This is a genomic window from Streptomyces sp. BHT-5-2, assembly GCF_019774615.1.
Lineage (GTDB): Bacteria > Actinomycetota > Actinomycetes > Streptomycetales > Streptomycetaceae > Streptomyces.
In genome coordinates this window covers 2318042-2333704 of record NZ_CP081496.1, presented here as the reverse complement: position 1 = coordinate 2333704, position 15663 = coordinate 2318042, and the positions used below count along the sequence as shown (strand labels likewise).

General features: G+C 72.0%; 16 protein-coding genes. 9 read left to right on the top strand and 7 right to left on the bottom strand.

Features of this window, described 5'->3' with window-relative positions; genetic code table 11:
- Nucleotides 1–10: 10 nt before the first annotated feature.
- Nucleotides 11–1135 (top strand): YihY/virulence factor BrkB family protein, encoded by a 1125-nt coding sequence (locus K2224_RS10350; RefSeq protein WP_260692475.1) that lies wholly within the window; start codon nucleotides 11–13, stop codon nucleotides 1133–1135.
- An 86-nt stretch (nucleotides 1136–1221) separates the two neighbouring features.
- Here K2224_RS10350 and K2224_RS10345 read toward each other — a convergent pair whose 3' ends face one another.
- Nucleotides 1222–2514 (bottom strand): D-alanyl-D-alanine carboxypeptidase family protein, encoded by a 1293-nt coding sequence (locus K2224_RS10345; protein WP_221906280.1) that lies wholly within the window; start codon nucleotides 2512–2514, stop codon nucleotides 1222–1224.
- Nucleotides 2515–3165: 651 nt separating this feature from the next.
- Between K2224_RS10345 and K2224_RS10340 the strand changes: the two genes are divergently transcribed.
- The 4 genes from K2224_RS10340 (at nucleotide 3166) to K2224_RS10325 (ending at nucleotide 5222) form a co-directional block, all read left to right on the top strand.
- Entirely contained in the window at nucleotides 3166–3372 is a 207-nt protein-coding gene (locus tag K2224_RS10340; protein WP_221906279.1) for a hypothetical protein, read from the top strand.
- The gene (locus K2224_RS10335) at nucleotides 3356–3880 is read left to right on the top strand and encodes a DUF6879 family protein (RefSeq protein WP_221906278.1); all 525 of its coding nucleotides are present in this window, start codon (nucleotides 3356–3358) and stop codon (nucleotides 3878–3880) included. Before K2224_RS10340 ends, K2224_RS10335 begins: the two co-directional genes overlap by 17 nt.
- The gene (locus K2224_RS10330; protein WP_221906277.1) at nucleotides 3864–4700 is read left to right on the top strand and encodes a Scr1 family TA system antitoxin-like transcriptional regulator; all 837 of its coding nucleotides are present in this window, start codon (nucleotides 3864–3866) and stop codon (nucleotides 4698–4700) included. The genes K2224_RS10335 and K2224_RS10330 overlap by 17 nt, the downstream gene beginning before the upstream one ends.
- A 327-nt stretch (nucleotides 4701–5027) precedes the next feature.
- The gene (locus K2224_RS10325; protein WP_221906276.1) at nucleotides 5028–5222 is read left to right on the top strand and encodes a hypothetical protein; all 195 of its coding nucleotides are present in this window, start codon (nucleotides 5028–5030) and stop codon (nucleotides 5220–5222) included.
- A gap of 113 nt (nucleotides 5223–5335) precedes the next feature.
- On the opposite strand, the gene K2224_RS10320 is transcribed toward K2224_RS10325, so the two are convergent.
- The 4 genes from K2224_RS10320 to K2224_RS10305 form a co-directional block, all read right to left on the bottom strand.
- Nucleotides 5336–5599 (bottom strand): SCO4848 family membrane protein, encoded by a 264-nt coding sequence (locus K2224_RS10320; protein ID WP_221906275.1) that lies wholly within the window; start codon nucleotides 5597–5599, stop codon nucleotides 5336–5338.
- Between the two features lie 96 nt (nucleotides 5600–5695).
- Nucleotides 5696–5995 carry a hypothetical protein gene (locus K2224_RS10315; protein WP_260692474.1) on the bottom strand — a complete coding sequence of 100 codons (300 nt, stop codon included), beginning with the start codon at nucleotides 5993–5995 and terminating at the stop codon, nucleotides 5696–5698.
- Nucleotides 5996–6102: 107 nt separating this feature from the next.
- A complete protein-coding gene (locus tag K2224_RS10310) occupies nucleotides 6103–6468 on the bottom strand; it encodes a hypothetical protein (RefSeq protein WP_260692472.1) in 366 nt (121 codons plus the stop codon).
- A gap of 5 nt (nucleotides 6469–6473) precedes the next feature.
- Complete coding sequence (locus K2224_RS10305) at nucleotides 6474–6929, bottom strand: ATP-binding protein (RefSeq protein WP_260692470.1); 456 nt, start codon at nucleotides 6927–6929, stop codon at nucleotides 6474–6476.
- Between the two features lie 210 nt (nucleotides 6930–7139).
- On the opposite strand from K2224_RS10305, the gene K2224_RS10300 reads away from it, so the two are divergent.
- Both K2224_RS10300 and K2224_RS10295 read left to right on the top strand, forming a co-directional pair.
- The gene (locus tag K2224_RS10300; protein WP_221906272.1) at nucleotides 7140–8018 is read left to right on the top strand and encodes a helix-turn-helix transcriptional regulator; all 879 of its coding nucleotides are present in this window, start codon (nucleotides 7140–7142) and stop codon (nucleotides 8016–8018) included.
- The gene (locus tag K2224_RS10295; protein WP_221906271.1) at nucleotides 8015–8215 is read left to right on the top strand and encodes a DUF397 domain-containing protein; all 201 of its coding nucleotides are present in this window, start codon (nucleotides 8015–8017) and stop codon (nucleotides 8213–8215) included. The genes K2224_RS10300 and K2224_RS10295 overlap by 4 nt, the downstream gene beginning before the upstream one ends.
- A 50-nt stretch (nucleotides 8216–8265) precedes the next feature.
- Here the strand turns inward: K2224_RS10295 and K2224_RS10290 are convergent, their stop codons facing one another.
- On the bottom strand, nucleotides 8266–9543 hold the full coding sequence (locus tag K2224_RS10290; RefSeq protein WP_221906270.1) for a serine protease: 1278 nt from the start codon (nucleotides 9541–9543) through the stop codon (nucleotides 8266–8268).
- A 180-nt stretch (nucleotides 9544–9723) separates the two neighbouring features.
- On the opposite strand from K2224_RS10290, the gene fabV reads away from it, so the two are divergent.
- Complete coding sequence (gene fabV, locus K2224_RS10285) at nucleotides 9724–10941, top strand: enoyl-[acyl-carrier-protein] reductase FabV (RefSeq protein ID WP_221906269.1); 1218 nt, start codon at nucleotides 9724–9726, stop codon at nucleotides 10939–10941.
- A 27-nt stretch (nucleotides 10942–10968) separates the two neighbouring features.
- Here fabV and K2224_RS10280 read toward each other — a convergent pair whose 3' ends face one another.
- A complete protein-coding gene (locus tag K2224_RS10280; RefSeq protein WP_221906268.1) occupies nucleotides 10969–11190 on the bottom strand; it encodes a hypothetical protein in 222 nt (73 codons plus the stop codon).
- 247 nt (nucleotides 11191–11437) lie between these two features.
- Between K2224_RS10280 and K2224_RS10275 the strand changes: the two genes are divergently transcribed.
- Nucleotides 11438–15661, top strand: a complete 4224-nt coding sequence (locus tag K2224_RS10275) for a Pls/PosA family non-ribosomal peptide synthetase (protein WP_221906267.1) — start codon at nucleotides 11438–11440, stop codon at nucleotides 15659–15661.
- Nucleotides 15662–15663 lie beyond the last annotated feature (2 nt).

The following is a 15663-nucleotide window of genomic DNA, read 5'->3' as shown; positions in this document are numbered from 1 at the left end:
CGGTACGGGGATGAACGGCGGGCGGCACTCGGGCCAGGGCAGCGACGAGGGCCCGGACGAGAGCGACGAGCACAGCGAGCACGACCAGCACGGCGAGCACGACGCGCACAGCAAGCACGACGAGTACGACGCGAGCGCCGGCCAGGACCAGGACCAGGACGAGGACAAGGACAAGGCCCAGGACCGCGCCCCGGTCGAGGGCGCCGAAAGCAGCCCCCTCGCCTGGATCCCCGGGCTTCCGGTCGTCGGACCGCGCCTCGCGCCCCTCGTCGAGCGGCTGCTCGCCACCCACCTGTGGCGCAGCTACGAGCGGATGCTGCGGGTCCACTGGACCCGGCTGGCCGCGGCCATCACCTTCACCAGCTTCATCGCGCTCTTCCCGCTGCTGACCGTCGCCGCCGCGATCGTCGCCGCCACGATCGGCGCGGACCGGCTGCACACGCTGGAGGCCAAGCTCGCCGAGCAGGTCCCCGGCATCTCGAACCAGCTCAATCTGACCGGGCTGGTCGACAACGCCGGCACCGTCGGGCTGATCGCCGGTGCCGCCCTGCTGCTCACCGGCATCGGCTGGGTGCAGTCCCTGCGCGACTGCCTGCGGGCGGTCTGGGAACTGCCCGACGAGAAGACCAACTTCCTGCTCGGCAAGGTCCGCGACGGCGGGCTGCTGCTCGGCCTGGGCGCGGTCGCGGTGGTCTCGGTGGGCTGCTCGGCGTTCGCCTCCGCGGCGGTCGGCCGGGCGGTGGACGCGATCGGCCTGCCCCGGGGCGGCGCGGTCAGCGTCCTGCTCACCGTCGCCGGCTTCTGCATCGCGGTGCTCGCCGACTTCCTGATGCTGGCCTACGTCCTGACCAAGCTCGCCGGCGCGCACCCGTCGCGGCGCGCCCTGGTCGTCGCCTCACTGGTCGGCGCGGTCGGCTTCGAGGCGCTGAAGCTGCTGATCAGCAGCTATCTCCAGGGCGTCGCCGGGCGCAGCATGTACGGGGCGTTCGGCACCCCGATCGCGCTGCTGCTGTGGATCAACTTCACCGCGAAACTGCTGGTCTTCTGCGCGTCCTGGACGGCCGCCGAGGGGGCCGGGCAGCGACCGGACGGAACCGGCCGGCGGCCGGACACGGAGCCCGCCGCCACGGCGTGACGGTTCCGAGCGGACGGGGCCGGCCCACCAGCAAAGCGGCGGGCCGGCCCCCGGTCACGTTCTCGCCGTGTCGCCCGCTCCCCCGCTCACTTCCGCCGACGCCCCCCGGAGCCACCCCGGTGCCCAGGCTCCTGCCCGGTCCCGGCACCGGCCTCCGGCTGCGGACGCCGCCTGCGGACGAACCAAGCCACCGCGGCGATCAGCGCCACCGCTCCGCCGCCGATCCCGGCGATCGTCCACGGTCCGCCCCAGCTGCCGGAGTCCAGCCCGGCCTCGGCCTGCGGGTCGCCGTTCTTCGCGTCGGCGCCGTGGTCCTTGCCCGAGCCCTTCGGGTCGACCAGCTTGCCGACCGGCGTCACCTTGCCGTCCGCCGCGAAGCCCCAGTCGAAGAGCTTGGCCGCCTCCCGGTACGCCTCGTTGTGCTGCTTCTTCTCCGGGTTCATCACGGTGACCAGCAGCTTGCGGTCGCCGTGCTGGGCGAACCCGGTGAAGGTGGACCCGGCGTTGGTGGTGGAGCCGTTCTTCACGCCCGCGATGCCCGGGTAGGGCTTGATGTCGTAGTCGCCGCTGAGCAGCCGGTTGGTGTTCTGGATGCCGAAGGTGGCGCGCTTGCCGTCCTTGCCCATGTCGCCCGGGAACTGCGCGCTCGCCGTGGAGCAGTACTCCCGGAAGTCCGCGTTCTGCAGCCCGGCCCGCGCGAACAGGCTCAGGTCGTACGCGCTGGACACCTGCCCCGGCGCGTCGTAGCCGTCCGGCGTGATCACGTGGGTGTCGGTGGCGTTCAGCTGCACCGCCCGCTGCTGCATCTGCTTGACGGTGGCCTCCGTGCCGCCGTTCATCGCGGAGAGCGTGTGCACCGCGTCGTTGCCGGACCGCAGGAACACCCCCAGCCACAGGTCGTGGACGGTGTAGGTGAGGTTCTCCTTTATCCCGACGAGGCTGCTGCCGACGCCCATGCCCGCCAGGTCGGCCGACTTGACCGTGTACTTCGTGGTCTTGGGGAACTTCGGCAGCACGGTGTCGGCGAACAGCATCTTCAGCGTGCTGGCCGGCGCCAGCTGCCAGTGCGGGTTCTTCGCGGCCAGCACATCGCCGGTCTCGGCGTCCGAGATGATCCACGAGCGGCCGGTCAGCTCCTTGGGCAGCTCGGGCGCGCCCGGCCGGAGCTGCACCTGGACGCCGGGCCGGCCCAGCTGCTCGCCGCCGACCTGCGACATCTTCGCGGGCGGCACGGGGGCCTTGGGCGGCTGACCGCCGTCCACGGGGGCGGCGTGCGCGGTGCCGGCCAGCAGCGGCGACGCCAGCACCACGGAGGACGCCAGCGCGGCAACGGTTCGAACGGCGGACGGGGACGCGGAGGCACTCAAGGTCGTCGGCACGTCCGTGAACGTACCCGCCCGCGACCGCCTCTTTGAACGTGCCCCACGGAAGAGTGCCCCTCCGAACGGCCGGATGGAGCCGCCCTCGCCGTCCGGCCGGGGATGCGTGCCGCTCCCTCGCCCCGCGTCCTGGTTCCCGCCCGCCTTACGGGGGAGCTGACGCATCTGGTCCACCTTTCCCAAACAACTCACCAACACAACGTCAGGACCAGGCAAAAGAGCAGGTCAGAGCCCCCGTAACCGTTCCTGTCGAGGGGCCGCGAAGACATGGACTCCGTTCCCGTCACCGCGCCCGCCCGATGGTCCATCCCCGCCCCGACGTCCGAGCACGCCACCGTCCGGAACGCCGGCCGTCGGCCGGTGCGGGCAGATGTTCCACAGCCCCCAAGACGGACCCCGGCCCCCCACGGATCCACAAACCACCCGTCCGGGACGTGAATCACTTCCACCGGCAGCCCGCACGCCGTCCAGTGGGGTTGACGTGCGGGGCTCCTGACCGCGCCGCGTCGGTCGACGGCGTGCCGCACCGCATCCCGGCCGGGTTTATGCCAAGACGCGCATAAGGAACGTGATCGCATGGACGCGCGGGGCTGAGCCGCCTACGGTCGTGGCCAGTTGGCCCACCAGGGCCAGAAGCGAGGGGGTTTCGGCATGCCACGTGAGGAACTGACCCGGCTCACCGGCAACGGCAACGGCACCTGCGGTGGCGAGGACTGTCCGAATGTCTACCGGGCAGAAAACGGGACACTCATCATGCAGGGAGGAATTTCGGAGGCATTCGCACCGCCGCCCGGTGAGGCCCTGGTAGAGATTCCGGAAGAGGTGCTGAGGGAGGCCGTGCGTGCTCTTGGATGGTGAAGAGTGGCGACGTCGGTTCGCAGAGATCAAACGAGAGGCATGGCGGCTTGAGACGCTCCCGCAGTACCTCGTACCGCAGGAGGCCGAAGCTTTCGCGGCATTCCGCGAGGGGAAAACGCTGGACGCGTACACAGCGTCCTCATACACGGAACGCGTCTCACGTCAGCGGGCGGCGGGGAAGCGCAACGGCCGGGTACATATCGTAACGCGGCCGCTCTCCGACTACCTTCAATTCGAGTTCGCTCGCTACTATCAGGCGCATTCCCAGGCAGGGGACGACATTCGCATTCTCGACGTGACCGATCGCCCCAATCCCCTGGCGGGAGTCCAGGATTTCTGGATGTTCGACCACACAGAAGTCGTGTTCATGAACTATGCGGAGGATGGCCGGCAGATCAATCGTGAGGTATTCGAAGGCGACGTGTCCCCGTTTATCGAATATCAGCGCATCGCGATGGCTGAGGCGGTCCCCTTCGAGGAGTACGTGAACGGTGGCCATCGAGCCTGACCGGCTTGGCCGGTCCGGTCTGGAGCTGGCGGCCATGCTCAGGCAGCTCCGCAGGCAAGCCGGACTCTCGGGAGTCCGGCTTGCTGCACGTTGCCATATGTCCCAGTCCAAGATCAGTCGTATCGAGGGGGGAAAGCTCCGCCCGTCGCTGGTGGACGTGGAGCAGATCCTGCGCGGGCTGAGCGTCTCCCCCGCCGTCGCGGCCGAGGCCCTGGCCATCGCTCGAATAGCTCAGACGGAATGGCAGGACCGCAAGGCCCTGCACCGAAAAGGGCTGGACAAGAAGCAACTGGAGCTGGCCGGCCTGGAGGCGGTCACCACAGACTTCCGATATTTCATGCTGTCCATGGCCACAGGCTTGCTGGCAACGCCGGATTACATCCGGGAAAGCATCACACATGCCCCGCCGACACAACAGGCCAAGACCGTCAGCATGAAGCTTGAACGCCAGGCCGCCCTACTCGATCACTCCAAGCGCTTTGCTTTTCTCCTCACTGAGCAGGCAATCAGGTACCCATTAGTTTCGCCGGACGCCATGGCACTCCAGATTGACCGACTGGCCTCACTGACCCTGCAGTCGAACATCCGGCTCGGCATTCTTCCGATGGGTGTGAGATTCAGCAACACGCCGCTGAGTACGTTCACTGTTTACGACGACCGTCTGGCGACGATCGAGACGGATCTCGGGGCTGCCGTTTTCCGAGACCCCAAAGACATCCGTTCACTCCTCGACCGATTCGCCAGCTATGCGGCACATGCCGTCTACGATGACGAAGCCCGACAGCTGTTGACCACGTGGGCGTGGTCATTCCGCCAGTGATCTTTATTCAACAACGCGAATAAAGCAGTCGCTTCCTTCACTGATGCAGGACCATTGATGCCTCACGGAACAACTGGGGAGGCACAAGAAATAGCCAGCAGCTCGGAAACATCTGAGGGAAATTGGGAGTACCCCACCTACGCGCCCAAGGGGCAGCGGTGCTCCGTTTGCGCGGAGCCGATCCGGACGTTCGAGCTAACTCTCCGAGGTCAGATCGAACGCGCCTCAGAGTCGCCCGTGGTGATCTACCGGCACACCGGCACGTGCCCAAGGTGACGGCCATGGCCAGGCAACCCCGGCTGGATCGACATGAAAGGAAGTCGAAAGATGAGCAGTGCGGCGGTCGAGACGATGGATACGCGTCCACGCGACGCCGAAGGCTGGCCCGGCATCCCGTTCCGGCACCCACGGGATCTGGAGGTCGTCGCCGAGAACGACGGCGGGAAGCACGACGGCGGGCCCATGCCTCCGGAGGCGCCCCGCGATCCGGCTCCGCAGCCCAGCGGCGGCGAGAGCAAGTGAGCCACTGACGGTCGCGCGCCTTCTCGGGGCGGTGATAGCTCACGGCCCTCCCGCAGCGGCTCCCGTCCCGCGACGGGGGCCGCCCGGCGGCAAGGGCGTCGGGCGCGTCCCCCTCAGCTCTCCGCCGCCGCGCCCCGTGCCGCCTCACGGCGCAGTGCGCGAAGGCCCCGGAAGCCGAGGACGCCGATGGCGGTGCCCAGGAGGAACGAGGTGATGGCGAGGGCGAGATGGATCCAGAAGTACGCGGTGGGGTTCCCGTGGTCGAAGGCCAGACCGCTCGCGTCCTTGATCAGGTTCTTGACGAAGGTGACCCACACCACCCAGGACCAGGCGCCGAAGGCGAGCAGGAACCAGGAGACGGGACGGCTGAGCTTCATGGGGCGGTGTCCTCTACTGCGGGGGAGCCTTGCCCTGCCAGTATCCGCGATGGGGGAGATCGGGCTCCGGGGTGTCCCCGACCCGCGCCCGAGCGATCACCGCGGGGCCGGCCCGACGGGCAGGACAGGCAGGACGGGCAGGAAGAGCACCGGCGTCGCCGACCACTCGACCCACGTTCCGGCGCAGCTCAGCGCCAGTCCGCAGGGCTCGCCCCGGTGCAGCGCGGCCACCGCCGCCACCCGTTCCTCGGCGGCCACCCCGCGCAACGCCCGTTCGCGCGCCCGCCCCGGCAGCCCGGCGGCCAGTCTCCGGGCGTCCGCGACGATCGCCCCCACGGCCCGCAGCGGGGTGCCGATCGCGAGGAACGTCCAGGACTCCACCTCGTCCGCGTGCACGGACCGGTACACCGTCCGCTCGCACCAGATCCCCGGTGCGGCCCGGATTCCCGGCGAGGCCGCCCCCGCCTGCGGCCGGTGCACCCCTCCCGCCCCGTCCGGGCGCCTCACGCCGCCAGCCACGTCGCCTCCCGCCCCCGCGGCGTGCCGCTCCCGAACGCGCCGACGCCCCGGCCGCCGGGCCGGGCCACGAGCGCGTACGCGCACCCTTCGGCGTCAACGACGGTCAGCGCGACGGGAGTTCCGGCCACCAGCGCCGCCACCGCCCGGTCGAAGTCGCCCCGCTCGCCGAGCCAGCCCCACGCCCCCGCGCCGTCCGGCACCCCTAACTGCTGCGCGACCTGCTCGGCACGCGTCCGCACCCATCGCGCCGCCCGGCGCGGCGAGTACGACACCACGCCCCCGAGGTCGATCGCCGCCCCGGACGGCCGATGGACGACCAACTCCGCTCGATAGACGGCCACTTCCCCCATGACGCTCACGACGTCCCCGGGGCGGGCGGCATCAGCTCCGCCCACACCACCTTTCCGGTGACGCCCCACTCCACGCCCCAGCCACTTGCCAAGGCGTTCACGAGCATCAACCCACGACCACATTCCGATACCTCCCCATTCCCCTTCGCCTCGTTGATCACTGGCACCCCGTCACTCACGTCGCGCACCTCCAGCCGCAGCCGGTCGCCCGACAGCGTGAACCGGACTCCGATCGCGGGCGCGGGGACGGCCCACGCGGCGTGCGCCCGCACCGCGTTGGTGACCAGCTCGGACACCAACAGCTCGGCGTTCGCGGCGACTTCACCCCCGACGCGCCATGCGCGCAGCTGCCGCCGCAGCTCCCTACGAGCCCACCCGACGCTGCGCACGTCGGCCGGAAGTCGATAGCCGACTACGGGGGTGATGGTCGAAGTTGCTACGAACCGGGCGCGTGCGGACATGGCCATCCCCTTGGTGCGCATGACGGAGCGGCGCCACTACTCAGCGCACCACGGTGCGCGCGTTGAGTGACGATGCTCACGCTAGGGCGCGGGCTCGCAAGTTTGCAAGCTTTGGCCATGCAAGCTTGCCGTTGCTGTGTGTAAGCGTGCAGACTGGATCCGTTACTACTCAACGGTGCATGTTGAGGCGGTCGTTGAAGGGAGGGGCTCATGCCCGCAGGTGGGAGGCCGACGGTACGCAGCCGTAGGCTCGGCAACGCAATGAGGCGCTATCGCGAGACTGCCGGCTTGGATCAACCGGACGCCGCCGAGGCGATCACGAAGTCCGTTTCCAAGATCAGTCGCCTGGAGAGCGGGCATACGTCCGCGTCAGGCTTGGAGGTCCGCACGCTCCTGGATCTGTATGGCGTGGAGGATCCAGCGGAGCGAACCAAGCTGCTCGAATGGGCTCGGAAGAGCAACGAGCGGGGTTGGTGGATCGATTACCAAGCCGCGATCCAACCCGGCCATGTGGATCACATTGCCCTCGAAAACGAGGCAACGTGCATCAGGGCCTGGGAACCCGTCCTCGTTCCGGGGCTGTTGCAGACTCCCGAGTACACCGAAGCCGTCATCACCGTTGGGCCGAGGTCGGTCCCGCCCGAAGAGGTTGTCGAGCTGACGAAACTCCGCCAGGAGCGGCAACGGCAGATCGAGGCAGGCGGAGCTTCCTTCACGGCGATCATCTGGGAGCCGGCCCTCACCGCATTGCACTCCCAACCTCGTGTGAATGTTGGTCAGCTGACGCACCTTCTGGAAGTTGGGAGGCGGCAGAACATCACCATTCAGATCCTCCCAGCATCCGCAAGTCTGATTGCCGGCATGTCGAGTGGCTTCGCCGCCTTCTCGTTCGGGGAAGAAGCGATTGTGGAAGCAGTGACACTTGACACTCCCGCGCACGCCAATGTTGTAGAAGCGCCTGAAGATCTTGCCCGCTATGTCAACGTCTTCGACCAGCTACGCTCAGCGGCACTGCCACCGGACAACAGCGCTGAGCGCATCCGGGAGCTCCTTGAAGACGGAATGCCGTACGAGGAAGTGAAAGCATGAAGCCTGAACTGATCGGCACGTACCGGAAGTCCTCCTACTCGACGCAGGACGGCAACTGCGTGGAGATCGCCTCCATATCCACCGGCGGCCGCGCCATCCGCGACAGCAAGAACCCCGCCGGGCCCCACCTCGCCTTCACCGCCGACGCCTGGGGCGCGTTCACCCAGTCGCTGAAGGGCGGCTGCGACCGCGTCTGACGCACGCGAGCCCCCGGCCCCACTCGATGCGGGCCGGGGACCGTCGCCTACTACCCCGCGAACTTTCGGCTCACCGTGTCGAAGACACGCTCCGCCTCCGGGCCCAAGTAGGGGCCGGCCAGCCAGGTGTGGGCGTTGGAGCTGATCGAGGTGTTGGAGATCAGGGCGAGTCTGCCGTTGCGGCTGACGAACCAGCCGCCGCCGGACGTGCCGCCGGTCATGGTGCAGCCGATGCGGTCCATGGCGGGCGTGCCCTGTTGCATGGTGAGGCGGCCGGGACGGTCGAGGCAGGCCATCATCCGGGCGCCGTCGTAGGGCGGTGCGGCCGGGTAGCCGAACGCCTTGACCGAGCTGATCCCGTCGGCGTGCGGGGCGTTGAACCAGACCTGGGCGGCCGCGCCGACGGTCTCCTGGAGGGACTTTCCGCCGCCGTACTCCGGCCGCACGTGCAGCACCGCGAAGTCGTACGCGGAACCGGCGTTGCCGGACGCCGAGCTGCCCATGTCGATCCACTCGCCGGAGGTGCTGATCCAGTCGGCCCAGAAACGGCCGTACGGGGTGACCTGCTCGGTGGGGCTGGTGCCGACCTGGCTCATCGGCACGCCCTGGTCGTTGTACGAGGGCACGAAGACGATGTTGCGCATCCAGCCGCCCTGCCGGCCGGAGTGGACGCAGTGGCCCGCGGTCCACACGAGGTTGGACTTCCCCGGGTGCGCGGGGTCCTCGACGATGGTGCCGGAGCAGACCATCGGGCCCTTGGGGCTGTCGAAGAAGATCTTCCCGACCGGGGCCATGTGGCGGTGGTAGGGGCGGTCGACCTCCTGGGCGGTGACGGGGCGGGGCTCGGGGTCGGTGGCGCCGTCGCCGTCGACCGCCGTACCGGCCTGGACGCCGAGTTCCGGTGCGGCCTTGGCCTGGGCCAGCCGGTCCGCCTTCCAGTGGTCCTTGATGATCGGGTTGGCGAAGTCCTGGGCCTTGTGCGCCCACTTGTCCCAGTTCTTCCAGCCGCCGTCCTTCCACTTCTTGAGGTCGTCGAGGCTGGTCGGCGCCCCGTCGGGCAGGTGGCCGGCGCCGGTCTTCCGGTCGCCGGCGGCCGAACTCCCGCTGCCCGAAGCGGTGTTGCCGTCGGGGCCGCAGGCGGTCGCGGCGGCGAGCAGGAGGGCGGCCGCCGCGGCGGCGAGGGAGGTACGGCGGAGGGCCCGGGGGCGGGTGCGCCGCCGTGGCGACGGTGCCCCCGGCGGCCCGTCAGAGGCGCGTGGGGCGAACGGTTCGTGCGGGTCGGACGGTTCCGGCGGGCCGGCCGGTTCCGGTGGTGTGGCTGCTGGCATGGTGCAGGTCCCCCCTGATACGTCGGTGCGCCCCCCGTGCGGCTGTCATGCCCCTGCTGGGGCGCCGGGCCGCGCTCTACTATGCCGGTCCGCCGCGCCAGGCGGGGCCGGGGGCCGTGGCCGCGAAAAAGATCGGGACAATCAGTGGTGTCCTGTCCGAACCGTCCCAAGGACCCGAACGTGACCGATCGCGTGATCGACCGCCCCCGCAGCCGCGGGTTCCTCTTCCTCGACTCCCACCCCGCCGGGTGCCGGCAGCTGGTCTCCGACATGTGGGAGGCCGTGCCCGCGCCGGCCGCGGCGCCGCCCGCCGACGGCCCGGTGGCCCTCGTCATCGGCTCGTCCGCCGGCTACGGGCTGGCCGCCACCCTGGCCGGTCTGAAGCGCGCCGGGATCCGGGGCATCGGCGTCTGCTTCGAGAAGCCGGCCACCGCCCGGCGCACCGCCACCGCCGGCTGGTACCGCACCGCCGCCACCGCCGAACTGGCCCGCGAGGCCGGGCGGGACATGGTCTTCGTCAACGGGGACGCGTTCTCCGACGAGGTCAAGGACCAGGTGGCCGACCTGCTGGCGGAGCGGTTCGGCGGCAAGCTGGACCACTTGATCTACTCGGTGGCCGCGCCTCGGCGTACCGACCCGGAGACCGGCACGACCTACGCCTCGGTCCTCCAGCCGATCGGCGCGCCGTCCCGCACCAGGACGCTGGTCTTCGACGACGAGGGCGCGCCCGAGGTCAAGGAGGTGGAGTCCGCGCCGGCCGCCGAGGAGGACATCGCGCAGACCGTGGCGGTGATGGGCGGCGCCGACTGGGAGCGCTGGATCGACCACCTGGCCGGCCGCGGCCTGCTCGCCGAGGGCTTCAGCACCGCCGCGCTCTCCTACATCGGCTCGACGCTGACCGAGGGGATCTACCGCAAGGGCACCATCGGCGCCGCCAAGGCCCACCTGGAGGGCACCGCCCGCGTGCTCGACAAGCGGCTGTCCGAGCTGGTCGGCGGGCGCGCGGTGACGTCCGTCAACGGCGCCGCGGTCACCCAGTCCTCCACGGCCATCCCCGGCATCGCGCTCTACGTCGGGCTGCTGCGCGGCGTCCTCGGCGAGCGGCTGGCGCCGCCGACCGCCCAGCTCGCCGACCTGTGGGACCGGCTGACCGGGGCCCGGCCGCTCGACCTCGACGACGAGGGCCGGGTCCGGCTGGACACCTGGGAGCTGGACCCCGAGGTCCAGGCCGCGGTCACCGAGCGCTGGCAGGAGGCCACCACGGAGAACATCGCCCGGCTCGCCGACCTCGACTGGTTCCACCGCGAGGTGCACCGCCTCTACGGCTTCGCGGTGCCCGGCGTCGACTACGGGGCGCCGGTGGCCACCGAGGTGCCGTGGCCGGGGCAGGCCGGCTGACGGCCCGCGCTCCGCGCCGGGGCGCGGTCAGTGGGGGCGGGCCGCCACCCGGGGGTCCCGTGGGTCCCGGCAGCCCGTCCCGACCGCGTTCCGGTACTCCTCGATCTGCTCGCGGGTCGGGTAGCACTTCTTGTCGCAACGGTGGCACCACCAGCGCCAGTTGTCCCGGTGGACCTCGGTGGTCGTGGTGTCCTTCCACAGGTGGTCGTCGCAGTCGGGGGTCGGGCAGTGCGGCGGCGGCAGAGACATGACGGGCCGGGCCTTCCGTGCGCCGGGGCGTTCCCGGTGGGTCCGGGACGGGTCCCCGGATGGGATGGGGGGCGCCTCCCAGCCTGGAGCGCCGAGGGCGCACGCGGTGGCCCGGCGTGACCGCGGCCATACGATCGGGTGACGTCCGGTATCGCGGCTGACGCGGCCCGCACCGTGGGCATCTGACCGGATGCGATCACCCGCGACCGGACATGCGATCACGCGTGATCGGCGCTGCGATGGAGTCATGGGCACGACCAGGTGGGGCGGGACGCGGCTGCACCGCGTCTTCGAGACCACCTGTGACCGGATGCCGTCGGCGACGGCGCTGGAGTGCGGCGGGCACGTCCTGACGTATGCGGAACTCGACGCCCGTGCCAACCGGATCGCCCACCACCTGCGCGGGCTGGGCGTCGGCGCGGGGTGCCGGGTCGCGCTGCTGGTGCCGCGGTCGGTGGAGCTGTACGCCGCCCTGCTGGCGGTGGGCAAGGCCGGGGCGACGTTCGTCCCCGTCGACCCGGCGGCGCCCGCGGACCGGATCGCCTTCATCGCCTCGGACGCGCAGGCGGACGCGGTGCTGACGGTGGCCGGGCGGGCGGGCGCGGTGGCGGGGCTCGGGGCGCAGGTGGTGGAGCTGGACACCCGGGCGGCGGAGCTGGCCGCGGCGCCGGCCACCCGGCCGCGGGTGCCGGCCCCGGCGCGGCGCCCGGCCCCGGCGCGGGCGGCGGCACCGCCGGGCCCGGAGGACGACGATCCCGTCGACCCGCTCGCGTACATCATGTACACCTCGGGCTCCAGCGGCCGCCCCAAGGGCGTGGCCATCGCGCACTCCAGCATCTGCAACTTCCTCGCCGTCGTCCCCGGTGTCTACGACGTGCGCCCGGAGGACCGGGTCTACCAGGGCATGACCGTCTCCTTCGACTTCTCCATCGAGGAGATCTGGCCCACCTGGGCGGTGGGCGCGACCCTCGTCGCGGGGCCGGCCGAGTCGGGGGCCGGGCGGTTCGGGGCCGAACTCGCCGACGCACTGGACGAGTTGGGCATCACCGTCTTCTACTGCGTCCCGACGCTGCTGGCGACGCTCCCCCGGGATCTGCCGGGGGTGCGCGCCCTGATGGTGGGCGGCGAGGCGTGCCCGGCCCGGCTCGTCGAGCGGTGGAGCCGGCCGGGGCGGCGGATCCTCAACACCTACGGGCCGACCGAGACCACCGTCACCGCGACCGTCGCGGAGCTGCGGCCGGGCCGGCCGGTGACGATCGGCCGGCCGCTGCCCACGTACACGGTGGTGCTGCTGGACGAGGAGCTCCGGCCGGTACCGGACGGGGCGGTCGGTGAGATCTGCGTGGGCGGCCCCGGTGTCGCCCGCGGCTATGTGGGGCGCCCGGAACTGACCGCGGAGCGCTTCGTCGAGCATCCGGCGGCCGCCGGCGGCGGCCGGCTGTACCGCACCGGCGACCTGGGCCGGGTCACCGCGGACGGGGAGATCGCGTTCCTGGGGCGGGCCGACGACGAGGTGAAGGTCCGCGGCTACCGGGTCGACCTCGGCGAGATCGACAACGTGCTGCTGGAGGACGCCGGGGTGGCCGAGGCGGCCACCGCGCTGGTGCGGCTGCCGGACCGCGACGGCGCGGGGGCGAGCCAGGAGTTGTCGGCGTACGTGGTGCCGACCTCGAACGGCGACGGGCCGGCGGCCGCGGCGGCGGAGGAGGCACTGGTGGCCCGCCTCCACCAGCATCTGCGGCAGCGGCTCCCGGCCTACATGGTGCCGCCGTTCCTCGACGTCCTGCCCCGGCTGCCGGCCATGCCGAGCGGCAAGGTGGACCGCCGGCGGCTGCCCGTGCCGTCCGGGCGCCGGCTGGGCGGCGGCGGCCGGGTGGTGCCGCCGCGGGGCGAGTTGGAGGCCCGGGTGCGGGAAGTCTGGGCCGAGGTCTTCGGCATGGCACCCGACGCGCTGTCCACGGAGGCGGACTTCTTCGACGACCTCGGCGGGCACTCGCTGCTCGCCGCCCAGGTCGTCTCGCTGCTCCGCAGCCGCGGCATCGGCAGCGGCACCGGCGCGACCCTGCGCACTCTCTACGCCCGTCCGACGGTGCGGGGGCTGGCGGCCGGTCTGAACATGGCGCCGCAACCGGGGGGCCCGGAGGTCCCCGAGGCCCGTTCGGCGAACGGCGACAGCGCGGCGGGCGGGGGCGTTGCGGCAGGTGGGGGCGGTACGGGTCCGGGCGCCGACAGCGGCCCCGGCACCGCCGCGCCGGCGCCGCCCCAGGTCCGTCCCCGGCCGCTCCGGCACAGCGGGGCCCGGATCGCCGTGGCCGGGCTGGTGCAGGCCGCCGTCCTCTACCTGCTGTTCTTCGCCACCACCGTGCCGCTGGCCGTCGTCTTCAGCCGGCAGGGCGGCGTGTTCACCGGCCGGACCCCGGTCCCCGTACAGCCCGTACTGGCCGCGCTGGTCGGCTATTTCGGGGTGCGCTGGCTGCTGCCGGTGCTGCTCGCCCGCCCCCTGGCCGCCGGCATCCGGCCGGGCCGCTATCCCCTGTGGGGCGCGACCTACCTCCGGCTGTGGACGCTCGGCCTCCTGCTGGGCGCGAGCCCGCTGCCCGTGCTCAGCGGCTCCCCCCTGATGGGCGGCTATCTGCGGCTGCTGGGCGCCCGGATCGGGCCGCGGACGACCGTCGCCACCGGCGCCGTCCCGCTGCCGTCCCTGGTCCGGATCGGCGCGGACGCCTCGATCGGCTACGGCGTCACCCTGCGCGCCTGGCGGGTGGCCGACGGCTGGGTGACCGTCGCCCCGATAGACATCGGCCCCCGCGCCTACGTAGGGGCCCACGCGGTGCTGGAACCGGGCGCCCGCATCGGGACGGGCGCGGGGCTCGGCGAGCAGTCGGCGCTCGGTCAGGGCGAGGCCGTGCCGCCCGGTGCCCGGTGGGCCGGCTCCCCGCCCTCCCCGGTGGCGGCCCTGGCCCCGGACGTCGAGGAGATGCTGCGCGCCGACGGCCCGGCCGGGCGCGGCCGGGCGAGTCACCTCACGGCCGCACACCGCACGGCCGCACTGCTGGGCGTCGTCCTCCTCGAACTGCTCGCCCTGGCCGCCGTGGTGCCCGGCGCCGCGCTGGTGTGGTGTGCCTGGCTGGCCTGGGGCGGCGGCCCCACCGTCCTGGTCTCCCTGGTGGCGGCCGCGCCCCTCTACGTGCTCTCGGTCTGCGCCGCGGTCGCCGGCGCCAAGCGGCTGCTGCTGCGCCGCACCCCGGTCGGCGTCCACTCGGTCCGCTCCGGCCTCGGTGTGCGCAAGTGGCTCTCCGACAAACTGCTGGAGTCCAGCCTCGCCCTCACCAACTCCCTCTACGCCACCCTCTACACCGTCCCCTGGCTGCGGCTGCTGGGCGCCCGGATCGGCCCCGGCGCCGAGGTGTCCACCGCCTCCCACCTCGACCCGGACCTGCTGGCCCTCGGCGAGGGCAGCTTCGTCGCGGACATGGCGGGGGTCGGCGGCGCGACGTTCGCCGGCGGCCGGGTCCTGTGCCGCCGCACCGAGGTGGGCCACCGCGCGTTCGTCGGCAACGCCGCGTATCTGCCGGCCGGGACGCGGACCGGGCCGAACTCGCTGATCGGCGTCGGCACCGTGCCGCCCGAGGAGGAGGTGCCCGCCGGCAGCTCCTGGCTGGGCTCCCCCGCGTTCCGCCTCCCACGGCGCCAGAGCAGCGGCACCTTCCCCGAGGAGCTGACCTTCCGCCCCACCCGCCGGGCGGTCCGCCGCCGCCTGGCCGTCGAATACCTCCGCGCGACGATGCCGGCGGCCCTCGTGGGCACCAGCGCCTACCTCTTCCTCCTCGCGCTCTCCGGCCTCGCCCACAGCCCCTCCCCGGCCCTGCCGGTGCTGCTCGCCCCGGTCCTCCTCATGGCCGCCGGCCTCGCCGTCGTCGCCGCCTGCGCACTGCTCAAGTGGCTGGTGGTCGGCCGCTACCGGCCGCGCGTCGAGCCCCTGTGGAGCGGCTTCGTCCGGCGCACCGAGTTCGTCACCGGCCTGTACGAGGCGGCCGCGGTGCCGGCCGGGCTCGCCGCCCTCGCCGGCACCCCGTTCCTGCCGCCGGCGCTGCGCCTGTTCGGCGCCCGGATCGGCCGCCGGACGTGGCTGGCCACCACCTTCCTCACCGAGTTCGACCTGGTCGAGGTGGGCGACGACGCGGCGATCGGCGCCGGCGTAAGCTTGCAGACGCATCTCTTCGAGGACCGGGTCATGAAGATGTCGAAGGTCACCGTCCGGGCCGGCGCCGGCGTCGGCAGCCGCTCGGTCGTGCTCTACGACGGCATCGTCGGCGAGGGCGTCTGGCTCGACGCGCTGTCCCTGGTCATGAAGGGCGAGTACCTCGTCCCCGGTACGGCGTGGCGCGGCATCCCCGCCCAGGGCCTGCCCCTCCGGCCCGCGGACCGCCCACCCGCCCCGGCCCCGCACCCCACCAGCCCCGCACGGTGAGT

Coding starts and splice junctions, on each gene's coding strand:
- K2224_RS10350 (WP_260692475.1), top strand. CDS start 11: ATGAACGGCGGGCGGCACTCGGGCCAGGGCAGCGACGAGGGCCCGGAC.
- K2224_RS10340 (WP_221906279.1), top strand. CDS start 3,166: ATGCCACGTGAGGAACTGACCCGGCTCACCGGCAACGGCAACGGCACC.
- K2224_RS10325 (WP_221906276.1), top strand. CDS start 5,028: ATGAGCAGTGCGGCGGTCGAGACGATGGATACGCGTCCACGCGACGCC.
- K2224_RS10320 (WP_221906275.1), bottom strand. CDS start 5,599: ATGAAGCTCAGCCGTCCCGTCTCCTGGTTCCTGCTCGCCTTCGGCGCC.
- K2224_RS10310 (WP_260692472.1), bottom strand. CDS start 6,468: ATGGGGGAAGTGGCCGTCTATCGAGCGGAGTTGGTCGTCCATCGGCCG.
- K2224_RS10305 (WP_260692470.1), bottom strand. CDS start 6,929: ATGTCCGCACGCGCCCGGTTCGTAGCAACTTCGACCATCACCCCCGTA.
- K2224_RS10300 (WP_221906272.1), top strand. CDS start 7,140: ATGCCCGCAGGTGGGAGGCCGACGGTACGCAGCCGTAGGCTCGGCAAC.
- K2224_RS10295 (WP_221906271.1), top strand. CDS start 8,015: ATGAAGCCTGAACTGATCGGCACGTACCGGAAGTCCTCCTACTCGACG.
- K2224_RS10290 (WP_221906270.1), bottom strand. CDS start 9,543: ATGCCAGCAGCCACACCACCGGAACCGGCCGGCCCGCCGGAACCGTCC.
- K2224_RS10280 (WP_221906268.1), bottom strand. CDS start 11,190: ATGTCTCTGCCGCCGCCGCACTGCCCGACCCCCGACTGCGACGACCAC.
- K2224_RS10275 (WP_221906267.1), top strand. CDS start 11,438: ATGGGCACGACCAGGTGGGGCGGGACGCGGCTGCACCGCGTCTTCGAG.